This is a genomic window from Actinorhabdospora filicis (genome assembly GCF_030269765.1).
Taxonomy (GTDB): Bacteria; Actinomycetota; Actinomycetes; order Mycobacteriales; family Micromonosporaceae; genus Actinorhabdospora; species Actinorhabdospora filicis.
Window position 1 is genome coordinate 994,572 of sequence record NZ_BSTX01000003.1, and the last position, 19,805, is coordinate 1,014,376.

21 protein-coding genes are annotated in these 19,805 nt (G+C 72.2%); 13 read left to right on the top strand and 8 right to left on the bottom strand.

Annotation, left to right across the window (positions count from 1 at the left end):
- The first annotated feature begins 66 nt into the window (after positions 1–66).
- Genes QSK10_RS24860 through QSK10_RS24895 form a run of 8 tightly spaced genes read left to right on the top strand, consistent with a single transcriptional unit; the run spans position 67 to position 3,941 of the window.
- The gene (locus QSK10_RS24860; RefSeq protein WP_285665368.1) at positions 67–504 is read left to right on the top strand and encodes a hypothetical protein; all 438 of its coding nucleotides are present in this window, start codon (positions 67–69) and stop codon (positions 502–504) included.
- The gene (locus QSK10_RS24865; RefSeq protein WP_285665369.1) at positions 501–818 is read left to right on the top strand and encodes a WXG100 family type VII secretion target; all 318 of its coding nucleotides are present in this window, start codon (positions 501–503) and stop codon (positions 816–818) included. The genes QSK10_RS24860 and QSK10_RS24865 overlap by 4 nt, the downstream gene beginning before the upstream one ends.
- 9 nt (positions 819–827) lie before the next feature.
- Positions 828–1,319 carry a WXG100-like domain-containing protein gene (locus tag QSK10_RS24870; protein WP_285665370.1) on the top strand — a complete coding sequence of 164 codons (492 nt, stop codon included), beginning with the start codon at positions 828–830 and terminating at the stop codon, positions 1,317–1,319.
- Complete coding sequence (locus QSK10_RS24875; protein ID WP_285665371.1) at positions 1,312–1,935, top strand: hypothetical protein; 624 nt, start codon at positions 1,312–1,314, stop codon at positions 1,933–1,935. The genes QSK10_RS24870 and QSK10_RS24875 overlap by 8 nt, the downstream gene beginning before the upstream one ends.
- 15 nt (positions 1,936–1,950) lie before the next feature.
- A complete protein-coding gene (locus QSK10_RS24880) occupies positions 1,951–2,679 on the top strand; it encodes a hypothetical protein (protein ID WP_285665372.1) in 729 nt (242 codons plus the stop codon).
- On the top strand, positions 2,679–2,999 hold the full coding sequence (locus QSK10_RS24885) for a hypothetical protein (protein WP_285665373.1): 321 nt from the start codon (positions 2,679–2,681) through the stop codon (positions 2,997–2,999). Before QSK10_RS24880 ends, QSK10_RS24885 begins: the two co-directional genes overlap by 1 nt.
- Entirely contained in the window at positions 2,996–3,316 is a 321-nt protein-coding gene (locus tag QSK10_RS24890; RefSeq protein ID WP_285665374.1) for a thioredoxin family protein, read from the top strand. Before QSK10_RS24885 ends, QSK10_RS24890 begins: the two co-directional genes overlap by 4 nt.
- A gap of 22 nt (positions 3,317–3,338) precedes the next feature.
- Positions 3,339–3,941, top strand: coding sequence for a maleylpyruvate isomerase N-terminal domain-containing protein (locus QSK10_RS24895; RefSeq protein WP_285665375.1), 603 nt, complete (start codon positions 3,339–3,341; stop codon positions 3,939–3,941).
- Positions 3,942–3,949: 8 nt separating this feature from the next.
- Here QSK10_RS24895 and QSK10_RS24900 read toward each other — a convergent pair whose 3' ends face one another.
- The gene (locus QSK10_RS24900; RefSeq protein WP_285665376.1) at positions 3,950–5,881 is read right to left on the bottom strand and encodes an elongation factor G; all 1,932 of its coding nucleotides are present in this window, start codon (positions 5,879–5,881) and stop codon (positions 3,950–3,952) included.
- A gap of 99 nt (positions 5,882–5,980) precedes the next feature.
- Entirely contained in the window at positions 5,981–7,159 is a 1,179-nt protein-coding gene (locus QSK10_RS24905) for a cytochrome P450 (RefSeq protein ID WP_285665377.1), read from the bottom strand.
- 78 nt (positions 7,160–7,237) lie between these two features.
- Here QSK10_RS24905 and argS point away from each other — a divergent pair, with 78 nt between their 5' ends.
- Entirely contained in the window at positions 7,238–8,965 is a 1,728-nt protein-coding gene (gene argS, locus QSK10_RS24910; protein WP_349497701.1) for an arginine--tRNA ligase, read from the top strand.
- Positions 8,966–9,023: 58 nt separating this feature from the next.
- The gene (locus tag QSK10_RS24915) at positions 9,024–9,389 is read left to right on the top strand and encodes a hypothetical protein (RefSeq protein ID WP_285665378.1); all 366 of its coding nucleotides are present in this window, start codon (positions 9,024–9,026) and stop codon (positions 9,387–9,389) included.
- Here the strand turns inward: QSK10_RS24915 and QSK10_RS24920 are convergent.
- From QSK10_RS24920 to QSK10_RS24940, 5 genes are all read right to left on the bottom strand, one after another.
- Entirely contained in the window at positions 9,386–9,790 is a 405-nt protein-coding gene (locus QSK10_RS24920; RefSeq protein ID WP_285665379.1) for a GNAT family N-acetyltransferase, read from the bottom strand. The genes QSK10_RS24915 and QSK10_RS24920 overlap by 4 nt on opposite strands.
- 9 nt (positions 9,791–9,799) lie before the next feature.
- Positions 9,800–10,600, bottom strand: a complete 801-nt coding sequence (locus QSK10_RS24925) for a family 1 encapsulin nanocompartment shell protein (protein WP_285665380.1) — start codon at positions 10,598–10,600, stop codon at positions 9,800–9,802.
- A complete protein-coding gene (locus QSK10_RS24930; protein WP_285665381.1) occupies positions 10,597–11,589 on the bottom strand; it encodes a Dyp-type peroxidase in 993 nt (330 codons plus the stop codon). The genes QSK10_RS24925 and QSK10_RS24930 overlap by 4 nt, the downstream gene beginning before the upstream one ends.
- 98 nt (positions 11,590–11,687) lie before the next feature.
- Positions 11,688–12,944, bottom strand: a complete 1,257-nt coding sequence (locus tag QSK10_RS24935; RefSeq protein ID WP_285665382.1) for an MFS transporter — start codon at positions 12,942–12,944, stop codon at positions 11,688–11,690.
- Positions 12,941–14,155, bottom strand: a complete 1,215-nt coding sequence (locus QSK10_RS24940; RefSeq protein ID WP_285665383.1) for an aminotransferase class V-fold PLP-dependent enzyme — start codon at positions 14,153–14,155, stop codon at positions 12,941–12,943. Before QSK10_RS24940 ends, QSK10_RS24935 begins: the two co-directional genes overlap by 4 nt.
- Between QSK10_RS24940 and QSK10_RS24945 the strand changes: the two genes are divergently transcribed.
- The 3 genes from QSK10_RS24945 (at position 14,154) to QSK10_RS24955 (ending at position 17,755) form a co-directional block, all read left to right on the top strand.
- Positions 14,154–15,545, top strand: a complete 1,392-nt coding sequence (locus QSK10_RS24945; protein WP_285665384.1) for an aminotransferase-like domain-containing protein — start codon at positions 14,154–14,156, stop codon at positions 15,543–15,545. The two genes, QSK10_RS24940 and QSK10_RS24945, sit on opposite strands and share 2 nt — an antisense overlap.
- A 76-nt stretch (positions 15,546–15,621) precedes the next feature.
- Positions 15,622–17,169: a N,N-dimethylformamidase beta subunit family domain-containing protein gene (locus tag QSK10_RS24950; protein ID WP_285665385.1), complete on the top strand. Its 1,548-nt coding sequence runs from the start codon at positions 15,622–15,624 to the stop codon at positions 17,167–17,169.
- Between the two features lie 22 nt (positions 17,170–17,191).
- Positions 17,192–17,755, top strand: a complete 564-nt coding sequence (locus QSK10_RS24955) for a CGNR zinc finger domain-containing protein (protein ID WP_285665386.1) — start codon at positions 17,192–17,194, stop codon at positions 17,753–17,755.
- Here the strand turns inward: QSK10_RS24955 and QSK10_RS24960 are convergent.
- Entirely contained in the window at positions 17,736–18,473 is a 738-nt protein-coding gene (locus tag QSK10_RS24960; RefSeq protein ID WP_285665387.1) for a GNAT family N-acetyltransferase, read from the bottom strand. The genes QSK10_RS24955 and QSK10_RS24960 overlap by 20 nt on opposite strands.
- Positions 18,474–19,805: the final 1,332 nt, after the last annotated feature.

Below are 19,805 nucleotides of genomic sequence, written 5' to 3' on the forward strand. Positions count from 1 at the left end.
ATGGACCCACGGTAGGGGAGTGCTGACCGCGGGTCCGCAGAACTCAGGACCGACCGGGGAGGTGCGGTGACGGGCCCCAACCCGCCCAGCGCGCAGATCGACCAGCTGATGACCGGGCTGCGCGAGACCCTCGCCCAGGCGCGCGCCGGACGGCCCGCCGAAGACCCCGGTACGGCCGGCCTGCAAGGGAAGCACGGCGAGGACGACGCCCAGATCAAGGCCGTGGTCGGCCCCAACCGGATCGTGTCGCTGGAGCTGGACCCGCGCGTCCGGCGGATGGACTCCGACGAGCTGGCGGCCGCGATCGTGGCCGCGATCAACGGCGCCTTCGAGGATCTGGGCGGCCGGGCCCGCGAGGCCGCCGGGGAAGAGTCGCCCGATGTGGACACCGAGGCCCTGTCGGAGAAGCTCGACAAGCTCCAGGACGCCTCCGTGCGGCAGATGGCGATGTTCGAGCAGGCCATGTCGGAGGTCGTCGCGCGCCTGATGGGCGGCCGCTCGTGAGCGAGGGCTTCGAGACGCTGCCCGCCTCCCTCCGCGACGCCGGCGGCCTCATGGGCAAGGCCGCCGAGGCCCTGGAGAAGGAGTGGACGGCGCTGGACGCCAAGGTCCAGGGCATGGGCGACATCTTCGGCGACGACGATGTCGGCGGGCTGATCGGCATGTCCTACCAGGCCGCGCACGAGATCGCCCAGGAGAACCTGAGCTCGGTCATGGAGGCCCTCGGCGGTTTCGGCGAGGGCCTGACCGACATGGCGCAGAACTACGAGGACGCCGAGAGCGCGCTCACCGAGACCTTCAGGAAGTTCGAGCGATGAGGGGGCGATGTGGGGATCAACATCCCCGGCGAGCTGGCCGACCTGCTGAACGAGCTGGGCTACACGTGGCCGAAGTCGGATGAGTCGAAGCTGTTCGAGCTCGGTCGGGACTGGCTGGACTTCGCCGGAAAGCTGACCCCCATCGCCGGTGAGGCCGCCGCCGCGGCCGACAAGGCGCGCTCGGGCAACAAGGGCGCGGCGATCGAGGCCTTCGGCAAGGCCTGGGACCACGAGGATTCCGCCGTCACCGTCCTCAACCGCGCGGTCGTGGGCGGGCAGATGGTCGGCGGCGCGCTGTTCGTGTGCGCGGCGGTCGTCCTCGCCTTGAAGATCAACGTGATCGTGCAGCTGACGATCCTGCTCATCGAGATCATCCAGGCGATCGCCACGGCCGCGGTGACCTTCGGGGCGTCGCTGGCCGAGATCCCGATCTTCAAGAAGCTCGCCGACATCGCCATCGACCTCATCATCGACAAGGCCCTGGAGGCGGTCCTTGGCTAGGGTGCGGAAGGGCACGAAGGCCGCCAAGGGCGTGGTGGCCAAGGTCGCCAAGTCGGGCATGGGCAACCCCGCCAAGAAGGTCGGCAAACGCGTCCGGCTCAACCCGAAGAAGATGAGCGGCCCCGGCAAGCCCGACTTCAAGGACAGCAGGGGCCGCCTGCGCGACGGGCAGACCGGCAAGATCAAGCACGACCCGAACCGTCCCAAGCCGCGCTACAGCCGCAACAGCGAGTACCCGCACGGGTACAGCGACAAGACGCACGGCGAGATGGCGAAGAAGTGGTCGAAGGAGGGCCGCGATCCGGCCCACCCCAAGGACGCGCACGGCTGGCCGCTGGACGCCAGTGGCAACAAGATCCCGCGCGACAACCTGACCTGGTACGACAAGCGAGGTCGTAAAGTCCAGCCGCCGGTCACCTACGATCACGACCCGGCGATCGTGGAGCACTGGAACAAGACCGGCAGCAACACCGACCGTGCCACGCGCAACACATACTATGACAATCACCAGATCATGGAGCCGATGAACGGCCCGACGAACTCCTCCAAGGGCGCCAAGCTCCAGGGCACCGGCGTCGGTTTCACCCAGAACACCGGCCCCAACTACACACCGTAGGACGGAGACGCGCACGTGCCGATCGACATCGCCGGCGAGATCGCCCGCATCGAGGACGTCAACCCGTTCCCGGGGCTGGACGGGGTCTGGTTCTGGGGCGTGGGCGGAGGCTGGTTCACCTACACCATCGCGCTCTCCGGCGACCGCACCGCCGCCTTCCAGGTGACCTGCCGCGACGTGTACCCCGCCGAGACCGTCAAGGACGTCATCGCCTTCGCCCGCGCCAACGAGGCCGCCCTCCTCGGCGCCGCGCCCCTCGTCCACGTCGAGGGCTTCACCGGCCACGGCTTCGACTCGGTGGCCGCCGCCATCCCCTCCGTCGCCGACGTCAACGACGAGATGCCGGAGCTGAACGCGGTCACCTACGCGCTCTTCCCCGCCTGGCGCTGCGAGTTCTCCGGCGCCGAGACCGAACCCGAGGCCTACAGCCGGCTGGACATGATGGACATCGCCGACCTGCGCCGCGAACCCCTCCCGTTCCTGAAGATGCGCTTCAAGAACCCCAAGACCGGCGTCCACACCCTCGGCGACGAACGCCTGCTCACCTACCCCCGCCAGCTCGACGACGAGATCGAGAGCCTGGACGGCGTCACCGGCGGCTGGATCGAGACGGAGAACTTCACCGGCGCCGTCCACCGCCTCACCTGGTCCGACGGCTTCGCCCTCGATGACGGCGAGCAGCGCATGTCCCTTCAGGACACTCTCTCCTGGGCCCGCCGCCACCTCACCGAGGGCACCGGCTGATGCTGCTCACCGCCGGTCCCGACACCTCCATCGCCCAGCCCACCCCGGGCCGCGTGGAACAGGTCCTGCGCTCCCTCGTGGCCTCCGGCGACGACTTCGCCATCCTCGCCACCGGCGACCAGCACTACGTCCAGACCGCCGTCGTCCCCGGCCAGGACGTCTACTTCGACCTCGAATACCGCGACGGCTCGTCCGACCTCCACTACGTGGCAGCCGACTCCCGCCCCATCGACGAGGTCGTCGACGTGTTCCTGAGCTACCTGCGCGGCGACAACACCTGGCGCACCCGCGTGGAATGGAAGCGGGTGAGGCAACCGTGATCCTCCTCAGCGACCGCTCCTACGACCGCGAGATCCTCACCGCCGACCTCCCCGTCCTGCTCGCCTTCGGCGCCCCCGACGACGGCCCCAGCCGCGCCCTCGGCGGCGTCATGGCCGAAGTCGAGCACACCCTCGCCGGCAAGATCGAAGTCGCCGTGGTGAACGTCCCCGACTGCCCCGGCATCGTCGCGCGCTGGGGCGTGACCAGGCTCCCCACGCTGCTCCTGCTGCGCGAGGGGATCCTGGAGCGGGTGTTCCTGGGGGTGCGCCCGGCGAAGCGCATCGTGGCGGATCTGGAGCCTTACCTGGCGGGTTGACGGGGGCGTTAGGGTGCCCGCCATGACGACCCCGGACGACCTCCGCGCCGCCCTGTCCGCCGCGACGGCCGCACTGTCCACCGTGGACGACTGGACGGCTCCCGCCGGAACCCTGTCCTGGACGCGCTGGGAGACCGCCGAGCATCTGGCGAGCGATCTGCTGTACTACGCGACCCAGCTCGCCACCGGTGAGCGGTCCCTCGGTCAGCCCACCGCTTACGACCAGCTCGCCCGCCCGGGCAGCGACTGCGCCCAGATGGTCGCCCTCAAGCCTGAGACCGGCACCCCCGGTGTTCTGCGCGCGATCGGCGGCGGTGGCGTCCTCCTCCTGGCGATCCTGGCCGCGACGACTCCCGCCACCCGGGCCCGCCACCCCTGGGGCGACGGCGATCCGGGCGGCTTCACCGCCATGGCGATCGTGGAACTGCTGCTGCACGCCTGGGACATCGCGGGCGCGGTCGACGCTCCCGTCGGCGTGACCGCCCGCGCGCTGGCGCGGCTGTTCCCCGGCGCCCCGGCCGACGCCGACCCGTGGGCGGCGCTGCTGTGGTCGACCGGGCGGGGCGAACTGGCCGGGCGGGCGCGGGTGGCGAAGTGGCGGTGGTTCGCGGAGGTGCGGGACTGACGTCGCCCTCACACCCTCCGCTGCACCCGCAGCAGATACTCCTTCCAGCTGAGCGGGTTCGCGTCCGTCCGCCGCCGTTCCGGCGTCGCTCCGCGCACGCGCCGGTGGCGCTCGAAGCCGCTCTCCATCAGCCCTTCGCCGCGCGTCATCCCGGGCAGGCGGCGTTCGAGTTCGTGGACGCGCGCGGCGGGGATCTCGCCGTGCAGGACGGCGAGGTCGCCGCGGACGTCGGTGGACTCGGGGACCGCGCCCAGCCGGTTGAGCAGGGGGAGCAGTGCGCTGAGGGTGTCGGCGGGGGCTTCCAGGCGGAGGTGGTGCATGGGTTCCAGGACGTGGGTTCCGGCTTGTTTGAGCGCGTCCATCAGGACCAGCGGGGTGAGGTTGCGGAAGTCGCCGGCGGTGCTGGACATGCTCGCGTCGAAGGTGCCGTGCGCGTGGCTCTGGCGGGCCCAGTAGCCGGAGTGGGTCATGGTGACGGCGATGTCGGTGACGCGCCAGCCGTGCAGGCCCTGGGTGAGGGCGTTGTGGACGGTCTCCTCGACGGCCTTGAAGAAGGAGTACGGCATCGAGCCGAGTTCCACGCCGAGGCCGAAGGTGACGCCTTCGCCGGGTTCCACGCGCAGGCCGATGGTGGCCAGGAACGGGTTGGGGCCGGTGTTGATGCGCTGGAACGCCTCACCGGTGCCGACGGGTTTCTCCACGTGGATGGTGGTGGTCTCGTGGAATTCGACCCGCAGTCCGTGCTCTTCGGCGAGGGTCGTCTCGATGACCTCCTTCTGGACCTCGCCGTACAGCGAGACCGACAGGTCGTCGCCGTCCATGCGCAGGTCGATGAGGGGGTCCTGTTCGGCGAGCAGCGTCAGTGCGGCGTGCAGGCGGGCGCGGTCGGGTGAGGTGACGACGGTCTCCAGGCTCGGCGGGGCGAAGAAGCGGGTGCCGCGGGAGGCGGGCGGGACGCCGATGGGGTCGCCGACGCGGACCTCGCCCAGCCCCCACAGGCGCACGATGCGCCCGGCGGTGGCGGTGTCGGACGGCCCGTAGACCTCGACGCCGGTGACCTTGCCCTCGACGCCGTCGAAGCCGTAGGGGAGCTTGTCGCGGGTGGCGATGGTGCCGGAGAACAGGCGCGCGCAGGCGATCTTCTCCCCGGCGGGGCCGCGGTCCACTTTGAACACGGTGCCCGAGACCGGACCGGCGGGGTCGCCGGCGGAGGCGGGCAGGAACTCGGCGATGCCGTCCATCAGCTCCGCCACGCCCGCGCCGGTGATGGCCGAGCCGAAGTAGAGCGGGTGCGCCGTGGCCGAGGCGGTGCGTTCGGCCAGGCCGCGGCGCAGGTCGGCGGCGGCGACCGCCCGGTCCTCCACATAGGACGCCAGGACGCCGTCGTCGGTCTCGGCGAGCAGCTCGGTGGCCGCCGCGCCGAAGTCGGCGGGTGTCACCGAGGCCACCGGGGTGCCCGGGGACGCCACGTCGTTCATCGCCACGATCCGCGGTGTCAGCCGCCGCGCGATCCCGTCCAGCAGCGCCGAGGGCGAGGCGCCGGAGCGGTCGATCTTGTTGGCGAACAGCAGGGTGGGTATCCGCAGCCGCCGCAGGGTCCGCATCAGGACGCGCGTCTGCGCCTGGACGCCCTCGACGGCCGAGACCACCAGGACGGCGCCGTCGAGCACCGCGAGGGACCGCGAGACCTCCGCGATGAAGTCGGGGTGGCCGGGGGTGTCGATGAGGTTGACGGTGATGTCGCCCAGCTGGAACGACACCACGGCGGCTTTGATGGTGATGCCCCGGCGGCGTTCGAGCGCGAGCGTGTCGGTCTGGGTGCTGCCGTCATCGACGCTGCCGACGGCGTCGATGACACCGGCGGCGTGCAGGAGCCGCTCGGTGAGGCTGGTCTTACCGGCGTCGACGTGGGCGAGGATTCCGAGGTTCAAGGTGCGCACGGGCTGGCATGTCCTTCGGGTAGGCGAAAACGACCTGGTGGGACATGACGGCAGGTCGCATCTCTTCTCCTAACCCGTTGGACAGACGACGCGAGTTGATCACACCGCCGGGACCTGCGGCAACCGAATATTCACTCCGCTCCGGGGTCTGGTGGGCACCTCCGACCAGCGGTACCGCAGGTCCTGCGGCGGAACCTCGAAACCCGACGCCGCCAGCCGCGTCACCGCGTCGGCCAGCAGGGTCACGGTGAACGCCTCCCCGGGGCACTTGTGCCCGGTGTGCGGATCGCCGCCGCCCTGCGCCAGCACCTCGAAGGGCCCCGGCTCGCGCCCGAGGAAGCGCGCGGGGTCGAAGCGGCGCGGTGAGTCCCACGCCACCGGGTCCATGTCGCTGCCGTACAGGTCGAGGACGACGAGCCCGCCGGTCCGCACGCGATGCCCGCGCCAGGTGAACTCGATCCGCGAGCGCGCCGCCAGCAGCGGCGCGAACGGGAACCGCCGCCGCACCTCGTGCGCGAAGGCGCGCGCCGCCTCCGGATCGCCCACGCGGGCGCGCCACTCCGGGTGCCGGTGCAGCGCCAGGCCCGCGAAGGCGACGAACCACGCCACCGCCACCGTCGGCCGCAGGACGTTGATCAGCTCGTCGGCGGCCACCGGCGCCGGGAGCGGCTCGCCGTCCTCGTCGACGTGCCCGGCGATCACCGCCAGCGCGCCCTCGGCGGGGACGCGTCCGGCGCGCACGCGCTCCACCAGCCGCGTCGCCCACCCCGTGGACCGCCGCCGCGCCAGCCGCGCCCGCAGATGCCGCGGCCCCACCGAACCGAAACCGTCCACGATGGACGCCAGGTCGCCGATCCGGCCCGGCTCCACCGGCACCCCCGCCCACATGCACACCGCCCCGCCCAGGACCGCCACGGCCGCGTCGAACAGCACCACCTCACGGCCCGGCGCCAGCAGGACCCGCCAGCCCGTCGCGGCGATCTCGGTGATGTCGGCGGCGGCCTTCTCGCCCAGCAGCGACGTGAACATCGCCTTGCGGTGCCGGTGGGCGGCGCCGTCGAGGCCGTGGACGGTGCCGCGCCCGAACAGCGTCCGCGCCACCGCCGGGGGAATCGCGCCCTCGCGGGTCAGGAGCGCGTCGTCGTAGAACAGGCGCGCGCCCTCGGGCCCGCGCAGGAAGAGGGTGGGCCGCCCGAGCAGGCGGGCCGTGTGCGCCTCCGGCAGACCGGACAGCGCCCGGTAGCCGTTCAGGAACAGGGGGAGCGTCAGGTCTCGCATACCCGCTGATACCCGCGCGACACGCGTTCCAACCCCGGGTTATGGTCGCCTTTCGACCACGGCGAACGGAGCGAAACGGTGACGGATCACGTGTCCCTGCGGGTCTCGGCGGAACGGGCGGTGGCCGCGGCCATGACGCGCGTCCTGCCTTCGGCGCTGGCCGGAAGCGACCCGCTGGTGCGACGATCCGAGCACGCCGACTTCCAGAGCAACGCCGCGATGTCCCTGGCCAAGAAGGCCGGTACGAACCCGCGCGAGCTCGCCGCGAACCTGGCCGCTCAGATCCCCGGCGCCACCGTCTCCGGCCCCGGCTTCATCAACCTCGGCCTCGCGCCGGACGCGGTGTGGCGCCGCGCGGCCGAACTCGCCGCCGACGAGCGCCTGGGCGTCCCCCGGTCGCGGACGGGCTCCCGCACGGTCATCGACTACTCCGCGCCGAACGTGGCCAAGGAGATGCACGTCGGCCACCTGCGGACCACCATCATCGGCGACGCCCTCGTGCGCGTCGGCGAGTTCCTCGGCGCGGAGATGATCCGCCAGAACCACCTCGGCGACTGGGGCACCCAGTTCGGGATGCTCACCCAGTTCATCGACGAGCACCCCGAGGTCGACTGGCGCCACTCCGGCGACGTGTCGGTCCTCGACGCCCTCTACCGGCGGGCGAGCGCGCTGTTCAAGGAGGACCCGGACTTCGCCGAGCGCGCCCGCGCCCGGGTGGTGGTCTTCCAGTCCGGCGACGAGGCGACCCTGGCGCTGTGGCGGGAGCTGGTCGAGGTCTCCGCCGAGGCCTTCCAGAAGATCTACGACCGCCTCGGGGTCCGCCTCGAACCCGGCGACATCGCCGGTGAGTCCTTCTACAACCCGCGCCTGGACGGCGTGGTCGCCGAGCTGCTCGACAAGGGCGTCGCGGTGGAGTCCGACGGGGCCATCTGCGTCTTCTTCGACGACGTCTTGGGCCCCGAGGGCGACCCGGTGCCGCTGATCGTGCGCAAGACCGATGGCGGCTACGGCTACGGCGCCACCGACCTGGCCACCATCCGGTACCGCGTCGAGGAGCTGAAGGCCGACCGGCTGCTCTACGTCATCGACGTCCGGCAGTCGCTGCACCTGAAGATGGTGTGGGACACCGCCCGCCGCGCCGGATGGCTGCCCGCCGACGTCGAGGTCGTCCACGTCTCCTTCGGCACGGTCCTCGGGCCCGACGGCAAGCCCTTCAAGACCCGCTCGGGCGATACCGTCCGCCTCGCCGAGCTGCTGGACGCCGCCGTCGCCCGCGCCCGCGAGGTCATCGCCGAACGCGAGCACGACCTGGGCCCGGCCGAGCTCGAAGAGGTCGTCCAGGCCGCCGGGATCGGCGCGGTCAAGTACGCCGACCTGTCGACCTCGCGCACCCGCGACTACGTCTTCGACGTCGAGCGCATGGTCGCCCTCCAGGGCAACACCGCCGTCTACATGCAGTACGCGCTGGCCCGGGTCCGCTCGATCCTGCGGAAGCTGCCCGCCGGCGCCACCGGCGAGATCGACCCGGCCCTGCCGCTGCACGAGGCCGAGAAGGACCTCGTGATGCGCCTCGACGAGTTCGGCGCGGTCCTCGCCGAGGTCGACGAGCTGCACGAGCCGCACCGCCTGTGCGCCTACCTCTACGAGACCGCCGGGGCGTTCTCGGTGTTCTTCGAGCGCTGCCCGGTGCTGCGCGCCGAGAGTGACGCCGTCCGCGCCAGCCGGGTGGCCCTCGTCCGGCTCACCGGGAACGTCCTCGCCCGGGGCCTGGACCTGCTCGGGCTGCGCGCGCCGGAGCGGATGTAGGTTCCGCCGGCACGGCCGGGCCTCTACGGTGGGACCGTCCACTTGAGAGGAGCCGGCCGTGTCCGTCCGCTACCGAGCCGCCGTGGCCCGAGGACTCTTAGGCCTCGGCGGCCTCACCGTCGTCCTCATCGCCTGGGCGGTGCTCCTGGGCGCCTACACCGCGCTCTCCGGGCTGCTCGCCACCGCGATGCTGCTGTTCCTCGCCCAGCGTGCGCGCGGGGAGTACCTGCGCTATCACCCGCGCGTCAACGCGATCGTGGTCGGGGAACGCCGCTACCCCGACGACCGGCACGGCAAGCTCATCGCCCACCGGGGACGCCTGTACGTCATCCGCCCCGGCGCGCCGCGCCGCCGTGTGCCGGTCTCCGGGCGCCTCGCCGACCCCGGCGACTGGCGGACGCTGCTGGAGCGCGTGGGCCCCTAGCGCGAGTGGTGCCCGACGCGCTGCGAGGTGAACGCGAAGCCGTTCCACTCGTAGAACGGCACGAGGTCCGGGCCGCAGAACAGCGACACCACCGCGCCGGGCGCGAGGGTGGCGTCCAGGCGCTCGCGGAGGGCCTCCATCAGGCGCCGCCCGAGGCTGCTGCCGCGCATCGGGCCGGTGACGATGACGTCTTCGATGTAGGCGCGGCACACCCCGTCGGTGACGGCCCGCGCGAAACCCACCAGCCGGTCGCCGTCCCACGCGCCGACCGACGGACCGGCGGCCAGCAGCCGCCCGACCTGCTCACCGGTGCGTTCGGGCCACCAGCCCTCCTCGGCGTACAGCGCGAGCACGGACGCGGGCTCGATGGGACGGGTGTCGGCGTGCGCGATCAACGGCATCCGCCGACTCTAGGTCAAGGCGACGATCGCCTCACCGGTGTAGACGGCGAAGGTCACCGTCTCCTCGAAGTACAGCTCGACGGACTCGGCGTCGTGCGAGGCGTACCCGATCGACACGTCCTGCCCCAGGTGCAGCTCGAAGTCGCCGCCCCGGGTGGACAGCAGGTAGCCGCCCTCGATCGCCGGGGCCCAGATGATCTCGCCGTCCACGACCCGCGACAGGTGCTCCCGGATCGGGTAGCCCTCGTCGCTGGTCTCGCTCACCGCCGTGTACGCCTCGGCGCTCAGCAGCAGCGAGTACGGCCCGTTCACCCCGGCCAGCCGCAGCGTCGTCGCCGCCTTGCTGACCGCCTCGGGGTAGTCGCGGGCGTCCTGCGGCAGCGGGATCGCCGGGTTGGACGCCCCGTCGCGCAGCCCGGTGATCCCGGCGGCGGCGTAACCGCCGCAGATCAGCCCGTCCTCGATGAACGCCAGCTTGCGCGCGGCGTCCTTCACCGGCTGCCAGTCGGAGTCCCGCGAGCCGCGCGCGACGTCGTCGACCGCCTCGCGCGACACCGTGAACGGCACCCGCAGCTCCACCAGGTGCAGGGCCTCGCGCGCACGCGCCCGCACGCCCTCGGCGGGCGGGTCGATGCCGCGCGTGTGGCCGGTGCCCACGGCGGCCAGCTCCAGCCCGCCCGGGCCGCTCACGTCCACGACCCGCCGCCCGGCCAGGTGCCGCTCGAAGGTCCGCTTCGCCTCGGCCTCCAGGTCCGCCCACGCCGCCGCCGAGATCGGCGCCAGGTTCCGGTGCAGGTTGTCGCCGCTCATGCCGCGCTCGCCTTCAGATCGCCCACGCCCAGGCCCCGGTCGCTGACCAGGACCATCGGCGGCCCCGGCGGATCGTCCAGGAAGTCGGCGGTGGGTGCGTAGAACAGGCCGCCGGTGACGGCCGTGGAGAAGTCGAGGAGCCGGTCGGTGTTGCCCGCCGGCTCGCCGATGAACATGTTCCGCAGCATCGTCTCGGTCACCGAGGCGCTGGCGGCGTAGCCGATGAAGAACGTGCCGAACTCGCCGGTGCCCAGGGTCCCGAAGGGCATGTTGAAGCGCATGATCTGGCGCTCCTCGCCGTTCTCGTCGGTGACCACGGTCAGCGCGACGTGGGAGTTGGCGGGCTTGACCTCGTCGGCGAGCTCGACGTCGGACAGCTTCGTGCGCCCCACGGCGCCCTCCTGCTGCTCGGTGGTGAGCCGGTTCCAGGCGGGCAGGTCGTGGAGGTACTTCTGCACGATGACGTAGGACCCGCCGGCGAAGCCGGGGTCCTCGTCGCCGACGATCGCGGCGGTGACCGAGCCGGGTCCCTCGGGGTTCTCGGTGCCGTCGACGAAGCCGAGGAGGTCGCGGCGGTCGAAGTAGCGGAATCCGTGGGTCTCGTCGACGACGGTGGCCACGCCCGCCAGGCGGGCCAGGATCAGCGAGGCCAGCTCGAAGCACAGGTCGAGGCGCGAGGCGCGCAGGTGGAGCATCAGGTCGCCGGGGGTGCTGGGCGCGCGGTGGCGGTCGCCGACCAGTTCCCGGAACGGGTGCAGTTCGGCGGGGCGGGCGCCGCCGAAGAGGCGGTCCCAGAGGTCGGAGCCGATGCCGGTGACCAGCGAGAGGCTGTCTTCGGGGTCGCGGAAGCCCACCGAGCGGCGCAGCCCGGACAGGTCGGGCAGCAGGTCGCGGACGACGGGCTCGCCACCCCGATGGACGGTCAGGACCAGGATGATCGCCGCGCTGCTCAAGGGGGTCAGGATCGGCTGCGCCGTGTGCTCGCCCATGCGCACAGAGTAACGATCGTGGTGGTGCCGTGTGGGGAACGCCGCGATGTCGGCGATGTGTGCTGCGCCTCAAAGATCGGCGACATCGCGGCGTCGCCTCAGTCCACCGGTTCGGGCATGGTCCGCAGGCGTGTGACGGGGGAGACGAGCAGGCCCGCGACGACGGCCGCCGAGCCGATCGCGGCGGCGGTCAGCGCGCCCTTGGCGCCGATCGCGCCGGTGAGCAGCCCGGCGGTGAGCCCGCCGAGGGCGCCGCCGCCGAACAGCAGGGTCCGGAACACCGCCGTCATGCGGCCCATCATCGCCCGGGGCGTGCTCGTCTGCCGCAGGCCCACGATGATGACCCCGGCGACGCCGAGGCCCAGGTATGTGGTGAAGAACGACGCGATGAACATCCCGACCAGCACCGGCCGCGGCCCGCCGGCCGCGACGATGAGGGACGGCCCGAGCAGCAGCATCGTCTGCGCCACCAGGTACACGCGCCCGACGGGGAAGCGGGCGATGACGCGCCGGGAGACCAGCGCGCCGGTGAGCCCGCCGACCGAGGCGGTGGCGAAGACGAACCCGATGGTCCCGGCGGGCAGGCCCAGGTCGCGGGTGCCGTAGAGCAGGAACATCGTCCACACCGCGATCATGGAGAAGTTGCAGCAGAACCCCACCACCGCCAGCGCCCGCAGGACGGGGCTGCGCAGCACCCACGCCAGCCCCTCGCGCAGTTCGGCGCCCACCCGGCGGCGCTTCGCGCGGTCCGGCACCGGCTCCTCGGCGCCGATCATCAGCAGCGAGACCACCGACACCGCGAAACCGCCGACGTTGGCCAGCAGCGCCACCGGCGCCGACAGCCACCCGATCAGCAGTCCCGCCAGGCCCGGCCCGGCCACATCGGCCGCCGAGGACGACGCGGCGGTCTTCGCCCCCGCCTCCACGTACCCGGCTGGGTCCTTCACCAGCGTCGGGACGTAGGACATCCAGCTCACGTCGAACAGCACCGAGGCCACACCGACCGCGCACGCGATCGCCATGAACGGCACCGGCCCCAGCCACCCCGCCCAGTACAGCAACGGAATGAGCGCCAGCAGCGCCATGCGCGCCAGGTTCGCCCCCAGCATCACCCGCTTGCGGCGGACCCGGTCCACCCACACCCCGAACACCAAGGCCAGCCCCAGGTACGGGACCAGCTGCAGGAACCGCAGCAGGCCCACCTGCTCGTCGCTGGCGCCGAAGGCGTCGATCGCGGTCAGCGGCAGCGCCAGGTTCGCCACCTGCGTGCCCATCAGCGACACGGTCTCGCCGAACCAGAAGCGCAGGAAATCGGGATTGCGCCACAGGCTCGGGCGCGTCTCCAGCAGCGTCATCGCGCCAGCTCCGCCACGGCGGCGATGACGGCGTCGACCTCGTCCTCGGTGTTGTAGTAGTGCGGGGACAGCCGGATCGCCCAGTCGACGTCCTTGTCGCCGAAGTCGAAGACGGCGAACTCGCGGTAGGACAGCGCGGAGTTGATCCGCCGCGCGTCCAGCGCCGCCTTGAACGGCACCGGCTCCCACCCGTCGACCGCGGCGGTCACCATCGCGCTCAGCCGCTCGCCCCGGTCCAGGACCCGCACGCCCGGCAGCGCGGCCAGCCCGTCGCGCAGACGCGCGCCGAGCATCGGCGAGCGCACGGCGATGGCGTCCACACCGACGCCCATCGCGTAGCGCGCGGCCTCGGCGCAGCCCAGCAGCACGGCGTAGGGGAACTCCCAGTCCTCGAAGCGCCCGGCCCCGGCGATCGGCTCGAAGGTCTCCGGGCCGGTCCAGCGCGCGCCGCGCATGTCCACGAACAGCGGGGTGTACCCGGCGTCCAGGACCCGCTCGGACGCGTACAGCACACCCGAGCCGCGCGGGCCGCGCAGGTACTTGCGGCACGTGGTGGTCAGGAAGTCGCAGCCGATCTCCTCGACGTCGATCGGGTACTGCCCCAGCGACTGGCAGGCGTCGACGATGTAGAGCAGGTCCAGCTCCCGGCAGTGCCGCCCGATCGCGGCCACCGGCTGCACCAGGCCGGAGTTGGTGGGGATGTCGGTGGCGGCCACCAGGCGCGGACGCCGCGCCCGCATCATCGCCGCCATCGCCTCCACGTCGACCCCGCCGCCGGGCAGGTCCGGGGCGTGCGCGATCTCCACCCCGAAGCGCTTGCGCAGCGACAGGAACTGGATCTGGTTGGACACGAAGTCGTTGCGGGTGGTCAGGATGAGGTCGCCGGGCGAGAACGCGATCGCCGACAAGGCCGTCGCGTAGGCCTGGGTGGCGCTGCCCGCGAAGGCGATCTCGTGCGGACGGGCGCCGATCAGCGCGGCGGTCGCGGAGTAGAAGCCCGCGACGGCGTCCTCGCGCAGGGCCGCGGCCTCGTAGCCGCCGACCCGGGCCTCCAGCTCCAGGTGCTCCAGCGAGGCCGCCAGCACCGGGCGCGGCACCAGGCCCGCGCCGGAGTTGTTGAAGTGGACGACCTCGGTGACACCGGGGGTGTCGGCCCGCAGGCCCGCGAGCGCTTTCGCGAAATACTCAGTAGCGCTATCATGATCCTTCATGTTTGAGAGTAGCAGTATCGAGCGGCTCGCCGACACCCTCCGCGCCGAGATCGCCGCCCTGCCACCCGGCGCGCGCCTCCCCGCCAGCCGCGACCTCGTCCGCCGCCACGGCGTCGGGCCCGTCACCGTCAGCCGCGCCATCGCCCTCCTCGCCGGCGAGGGCGCCGTCGTCACCCGCCCCGGCGCCGGGACCTACGTCGCCCCCCGCCGCGCACCCGCCACCGCGCCCGCCGACACCGCCTGGCAATCGGTCGCCCTCGCCGGACGCCACCTCGACCCCCACGCCGTCGGCGACGCCCTCGACCCGCCCCCACCCGGCGCCATCACCATGTCCGGCGGCTACACCCACCGCTCACTCCAGCCCACCCGCGCCCTGTCCGCCGCCCTCGCCCGCGCCGCCCGCCGCCCCGACGCCTTCGACCGCGCCTCCACCCTCGGCCTCGAAGCCCTCCGCGCCCACTTCGCCCGCCTCGCCGGAACCGGTGACCCCGCCGACGTCCTCATCACCGCCGGCGGCCAGAGCGCCATCTCGATGATCTTCCGCGCCGTCGCCGAACCCGGCGCGCCCGTCCTCGTCGAATCACCCACGTTCCCCGGCGCTCTCGCCGCCGCCCGCACCGCCGGACTGCGGCCCGTCCCCGTCCCCATCGACGACGACGGCGTCCGCCCCGACCTGCTCGCCGACGCCTTCGCCATGACCGGCGCCCGGCTCTTCTACTGCCAGCCCACCTTCCACAACCCCACCGGCGCCGTGCTCAGCCCCGAACGCCGCCGCCAGGTCGCCGACGTCACCCGCGCCGCCGGGGCCTTCCTCGTCGAAGACGACTGGGCCCGCGACCTCGGCCACGGCGGCCCCGTCCCCGGCACCCTCGCCGCCGACGACCGCGACGGCACCGTCATCCACCTCACCTCCCTCACCAAACCCGCCGCCCCGTCCCTGCGCGTCGGCGCCGTCATCGCCCGCGGACCCGTCAAGGCCCGCCTGCGTGCCCTGCGCCTCGTCGACGACTTCTTCCTCGCCCGCCCCCTCCAGGAGGCCGCCGTCGAACTCCTCGCCGCGCCCGCCTGGAACCGGCACCTGCGCGCCCTGTCCACCGCCCTGCGCGAACGCCGCGACCTGCTGGCCAACCTCATCGCCGAACGGCTACCCGACTGGACCCTCACCCGCGTCCCCGCCGGCGGACTTCACCTCTGGCTGCGCGTCCCACCCGGCCACGCCACCGCCGTCGCCACCGCACGCGACGTCACCACCGGACCCGGGCACTTCTTCTACGCCGCCGAACCCCCCGCGCCCCACATCCGCCTCGGCTTCGCCGCCCCCGCCGGGCCCGAGGAGCTCGCCGAAGGCGTCCGCAGGCTCCATGACGCCACAGTCGGGGCAAACCGGTAGGACATCCTCCGTTCACCGATAAGATGCCGAACGGGAGGAATAGGGCACGTTCACGTGCCGTCATAAGGGGGGTGCGGTGCGGAAACCCGATCGTGGTGTGCCCGGAATCGGCCGGAGGGTCGCGCTCGGCCTCTTCGGCGCCATCGCGCTGGCCGGAGCCGGCGGACGCGCCCTCGGCTACGTCGCCGCCCCCGGACCGCCCGCCCGGCGCCCGGCGCTGACCTGGTCCAACGCCCTCGTCGCCGAGAACGCCCAGCCCGGCTCCGACGCCTGGCGCGTGGGCGCCGACGGCACCGTCGGCGTCAACGACATCGCCCGCCAGATCCAGGGCTACGCCTCGGCGACCTCGGTGAGCCCCGGCGAGGACATCGCCTTCCACGTCTCGGTCGCCACCGCGCCCGGCTTCACCGTCGACGTCTACCGCGTCGGCCACTACGGCGGCGCCGGGGCGCGCAAGATGACGTCCAGCCCCGTCCTGCCCGGGACACCGCAACCCGTCCCGCGACCCGACCGCGACGGCCTCATCGCCTGCCGCTGGCCGGTCTCCTGGACCCTCACCGTGCCCGCCGACTGGCGCTCCGGCATCTACCTCGCCGTCTTCACCACCACCGCCGGGAACCGCGGCTTCACCACCTTCGTCGTCCGCGAACTCGACCGCGACGCCGACATCCTCGCCATCGTCCCGGTCACCACCTACCAGGCGTACAACGTGTGGCCCATGGACAAGACCACCGGCAAGAGCCTCTACCGCGGCTACACGCCCACCGGCGTGCTCACCGGCCTCGAACAACGCGCCCACCGCGTCTCCTTCGACCGCCCCTACGCCCGCTCCGGCCTGCCCATCCTCTTCGGCCTCGACACCGCCTTCGCCCGCTGGGCCGAAGGCGAGGGCCACGACATCACCTACGCCACCGGCATCGACCTCGACGAAGGACGCGTCGACCCCCAGCGCTACAGCGCCATCGTCTTCCCCGGCCACGACGAGTACTGGACCACCACCATGCGCGAACGCGCCGAGGCCGCCCACCGGCAGGGCACCCACCAGGCCTACCTCGCCGCCAACAGCATCTACTGGCACATCCGCCTCGACCCGTCCACGGTGGACGGACGGCCCCGCCGCGTGGTCACCTGCTACAAGGAACGCGACGTACCCGACCCCAACCCCGGCCGCGGCGGGCCCACCGTCCGCTGGCGCAGCCTCGGCGACGGGCACCGCCACGCCGAACAGGGCTTCCTCGGCGTCCAGTACAACGGCATCCCCACCAAGGCCGTGCCGCTCATCGTCCGCGAGAGCCGCCACTGGTTCTGGCAGGGCACCGGCGTCAAGGACGGCGACGCCGTCCCCGGCCTCGTCGACGGCGAAGCCGACGGCTTCAACCCCGAGATGCCCTCACCCAAGAAGGCCGAGCGCACACTCCTGTCCGCCTCGCCCTACACCGACTCCCTCGGCCGCGGCCGCCTCGTCCAGAACACCAGCCTGCTCACCGGACGCGACCAGACCGTCATCTTCGTCGCCGGGACCTACAACTGGTCCACCGCGCTCGGCCAGTCCGGCCGCACCGGCGACGTCGTCCGCACCGCCACCCGCAACCTCTTCGGCCGGATGCTCACACCACGCGAATGAACCCTCCGGCTACCGTCACCCCATGAACCTCGCCGGTCACCTCGCGGGCAACCTCGACGCCGCACTCGCCCTCGCCGAGGCCTACGGCCCCGAGCACCGGCGCGGCCGCCCCCGCGAGGAACCCGGCCCCGGCGCCATCACCGAGGCCCTCCGCCTCGCCACCAACACCGCCCCCCACGTCGGCGACCGCTCACGCGCCGTCCTCGCCGAAGGCGGCGCCGCGCTCCACACCGCCTTCACCCACCTCGTCGACGGCGAACTCGACGCCGGCACCGCCGTCATCAACCGCATCCTCCGCGACACACACGCCGCGCCCGCCCTCGTCCGCCACAACGGCGGACCCTGGCACCTGCACTTCTCACCCCACGACGGCAACGAGGCCGGCGACTGGCTCGCCGACCTCGCCACCGCCACCGCCGTCCTGGCCGGCGGCCACGACCTCACCCGGCTGCGCGTCTGCCAGGCCGAGCGCTGCGACGTCGTCTTCCTCGACGCCACCCGCAGCGCCACCCGCCGCTTCTGCTCCACCGCCTGCCAGAACCGCACCAAGGTCGCCGCCCACCGCGCTAGGGAAGCCGCGCGCTGACCACCGTCGCCAGCACGTCCCACCCCAGCGACGTGTAGAGCCGCTCACCGTCGGCCGAGGCGATCAGGACCCCCACCGACGCGCCCGCGCCCACCGCCGCCCCCGACAGCGCCGCCATCACCACGCTCCCCAGCCCACGCCGCCGATGCGCCGGATCCGTCGCGATCGTGTGCGCGACACCCGTCGCGCCGACCACCGCCATCACACCGCTCGCGGCGAGCTCGCCGTCCCGCGTGACCTCGGCCCGCACCAGCCCGCCCGCGCCCCCGCGGTCCTCGACCGTCACGGCGACCGCGTAGCCCTCGGGAGCCTCCCGGCGCGGATGCCCGCCCAGGCCCGTGGTCATGAAGGTCTCGGTCTCCGCGAACGGCGCCAGGCCCTCAGCCCGCATGAGGGCCACCGTCCGGTCCAGATCCCCGGTCATCACCGTCAGCCACGACGGCTCGGCGCCGGTGGCGACCTCACGCGCGAGACCGGTGACCACGGACGGCTCGTCGCCCAGCGCGATGTACTCGTGCGCCCGGCCGGGCAGGCCGAGGGTGGCCTTCAGCCCACCCGGGACATCGGCGGCGGGGGAGAGGGACCGCGCCAAACCCCACCCGGCCTGCCAGTCGCGGATGAGGGGGGAGAGGACGACGGTGGAGGGGGCGTTGGAGGAGGTGCTGGAAGAGGGAGGGGAGGACGGAGGGGCGAAGGGTGCGCTGGTCGTGATCGTCATGCCATGAGCGTAACCGACTAGAGTGAGTTAGTCAGTTACGAAGTCGGTGACGTGGCTCGCAGGCCGTGCCCGGTGGGTGGTCTCGACGGCCCGCAAGCGGCACGACGTGGCCCGCCCGGCTTCTGCACCGAGGTGCGCCGGCGCGTCCTGGCCCCGCCCAAGCGGCATCGCGCTGCCCGCCCGGCCCTGTTCACCCCGGCCCGGCGGAGCCTCATCCGCCCCGGTCGCGGCCGGGTCCAGCCCTGAACACGTTTGCCCTGTCCTGGGCTCGGCCCGGTCCTGCCCCAGGCGGTCGTGAGTGCCGGACTCGCCGGTGGTCCGAACAGCGGGCGGGGTGGGATCAGCCGGGCCATGAAGGCGAGGCGGCATCTCCCGACCTGATTCGGCCCGGCCCGGTACGTGGTCGGGCCGCACGCCATCCGGCGCTCACCCGTCGGCGGTCGCGTCCACGTGGGGCCCGTCCACCTCCATCCACCGTTCCTGCGCCCCGATGTCTCCCCGTGCCCGTCTGAACGCCCCCGTGCGTGAATCGGCCGGTGCGTCACCCTCTTCATCGCGTTCCGTATGTCGCGCGAGTGGTGACGGCGGTCGCGTTCGTGCTCGCATTCGGTCCGCGCGCGGTCACTCATCGCCCGTTCGAGTGGTGCGGAGCCGGGTTAATACAAGGGATCGCGGGCCTTTCCGCAGGTGAGCGTGATCGTGGCTGAAGCGTGACCCAGAACTCCGCCCCCCGATTTGACGCTCCCGGAACGGCCGCGTAATGTTTGTCGAGCCAGCGGGGAACCGGGCGGGAACGGACCGAGATCAAATCGGGCCGGAGACCGGCTTGCTGGCCGCCCGACCGAGTGTCAGGACTACTTCGTAGGTCTGCTACGGTCGAACCTCCTCCACGATCACGGGTATGACACACGTGGCTCTGCTGATAGGGACACGGCGAATCATGCTGGGTTCGGACGGGGAAGCCGGCGAGAATGAAGCGAGAAACGCGGGAAGGCCCCGAAAGAGGCCGGAAAACGGATCTGGTAAAGTTCTCCAGGCAAGCGAGAAAGAGCAAGAAACGCAGACCGGAACGGAAACGACCGGGACGCGGAATCAGAGCCGGAAAACGGATCTGATAGAGTAAGACAGGCAAGACCGGAAAGAGCGGGTGAAAATGGGCCTGCTAGAGTAAGACGAGCAAGACGGTAAGACAGCGAGAACGAGTAAGACAAAGTGAATATACCCGCCAGTCGGGATCTGGTCCAGAGTGACTTGGTTCTTGGTGTGGGTGTGTTGTTTGAGAACTCAACAGGGTGTTTTTGGTCAGTTTGTGCAGGGCTCTTGCACACTGGC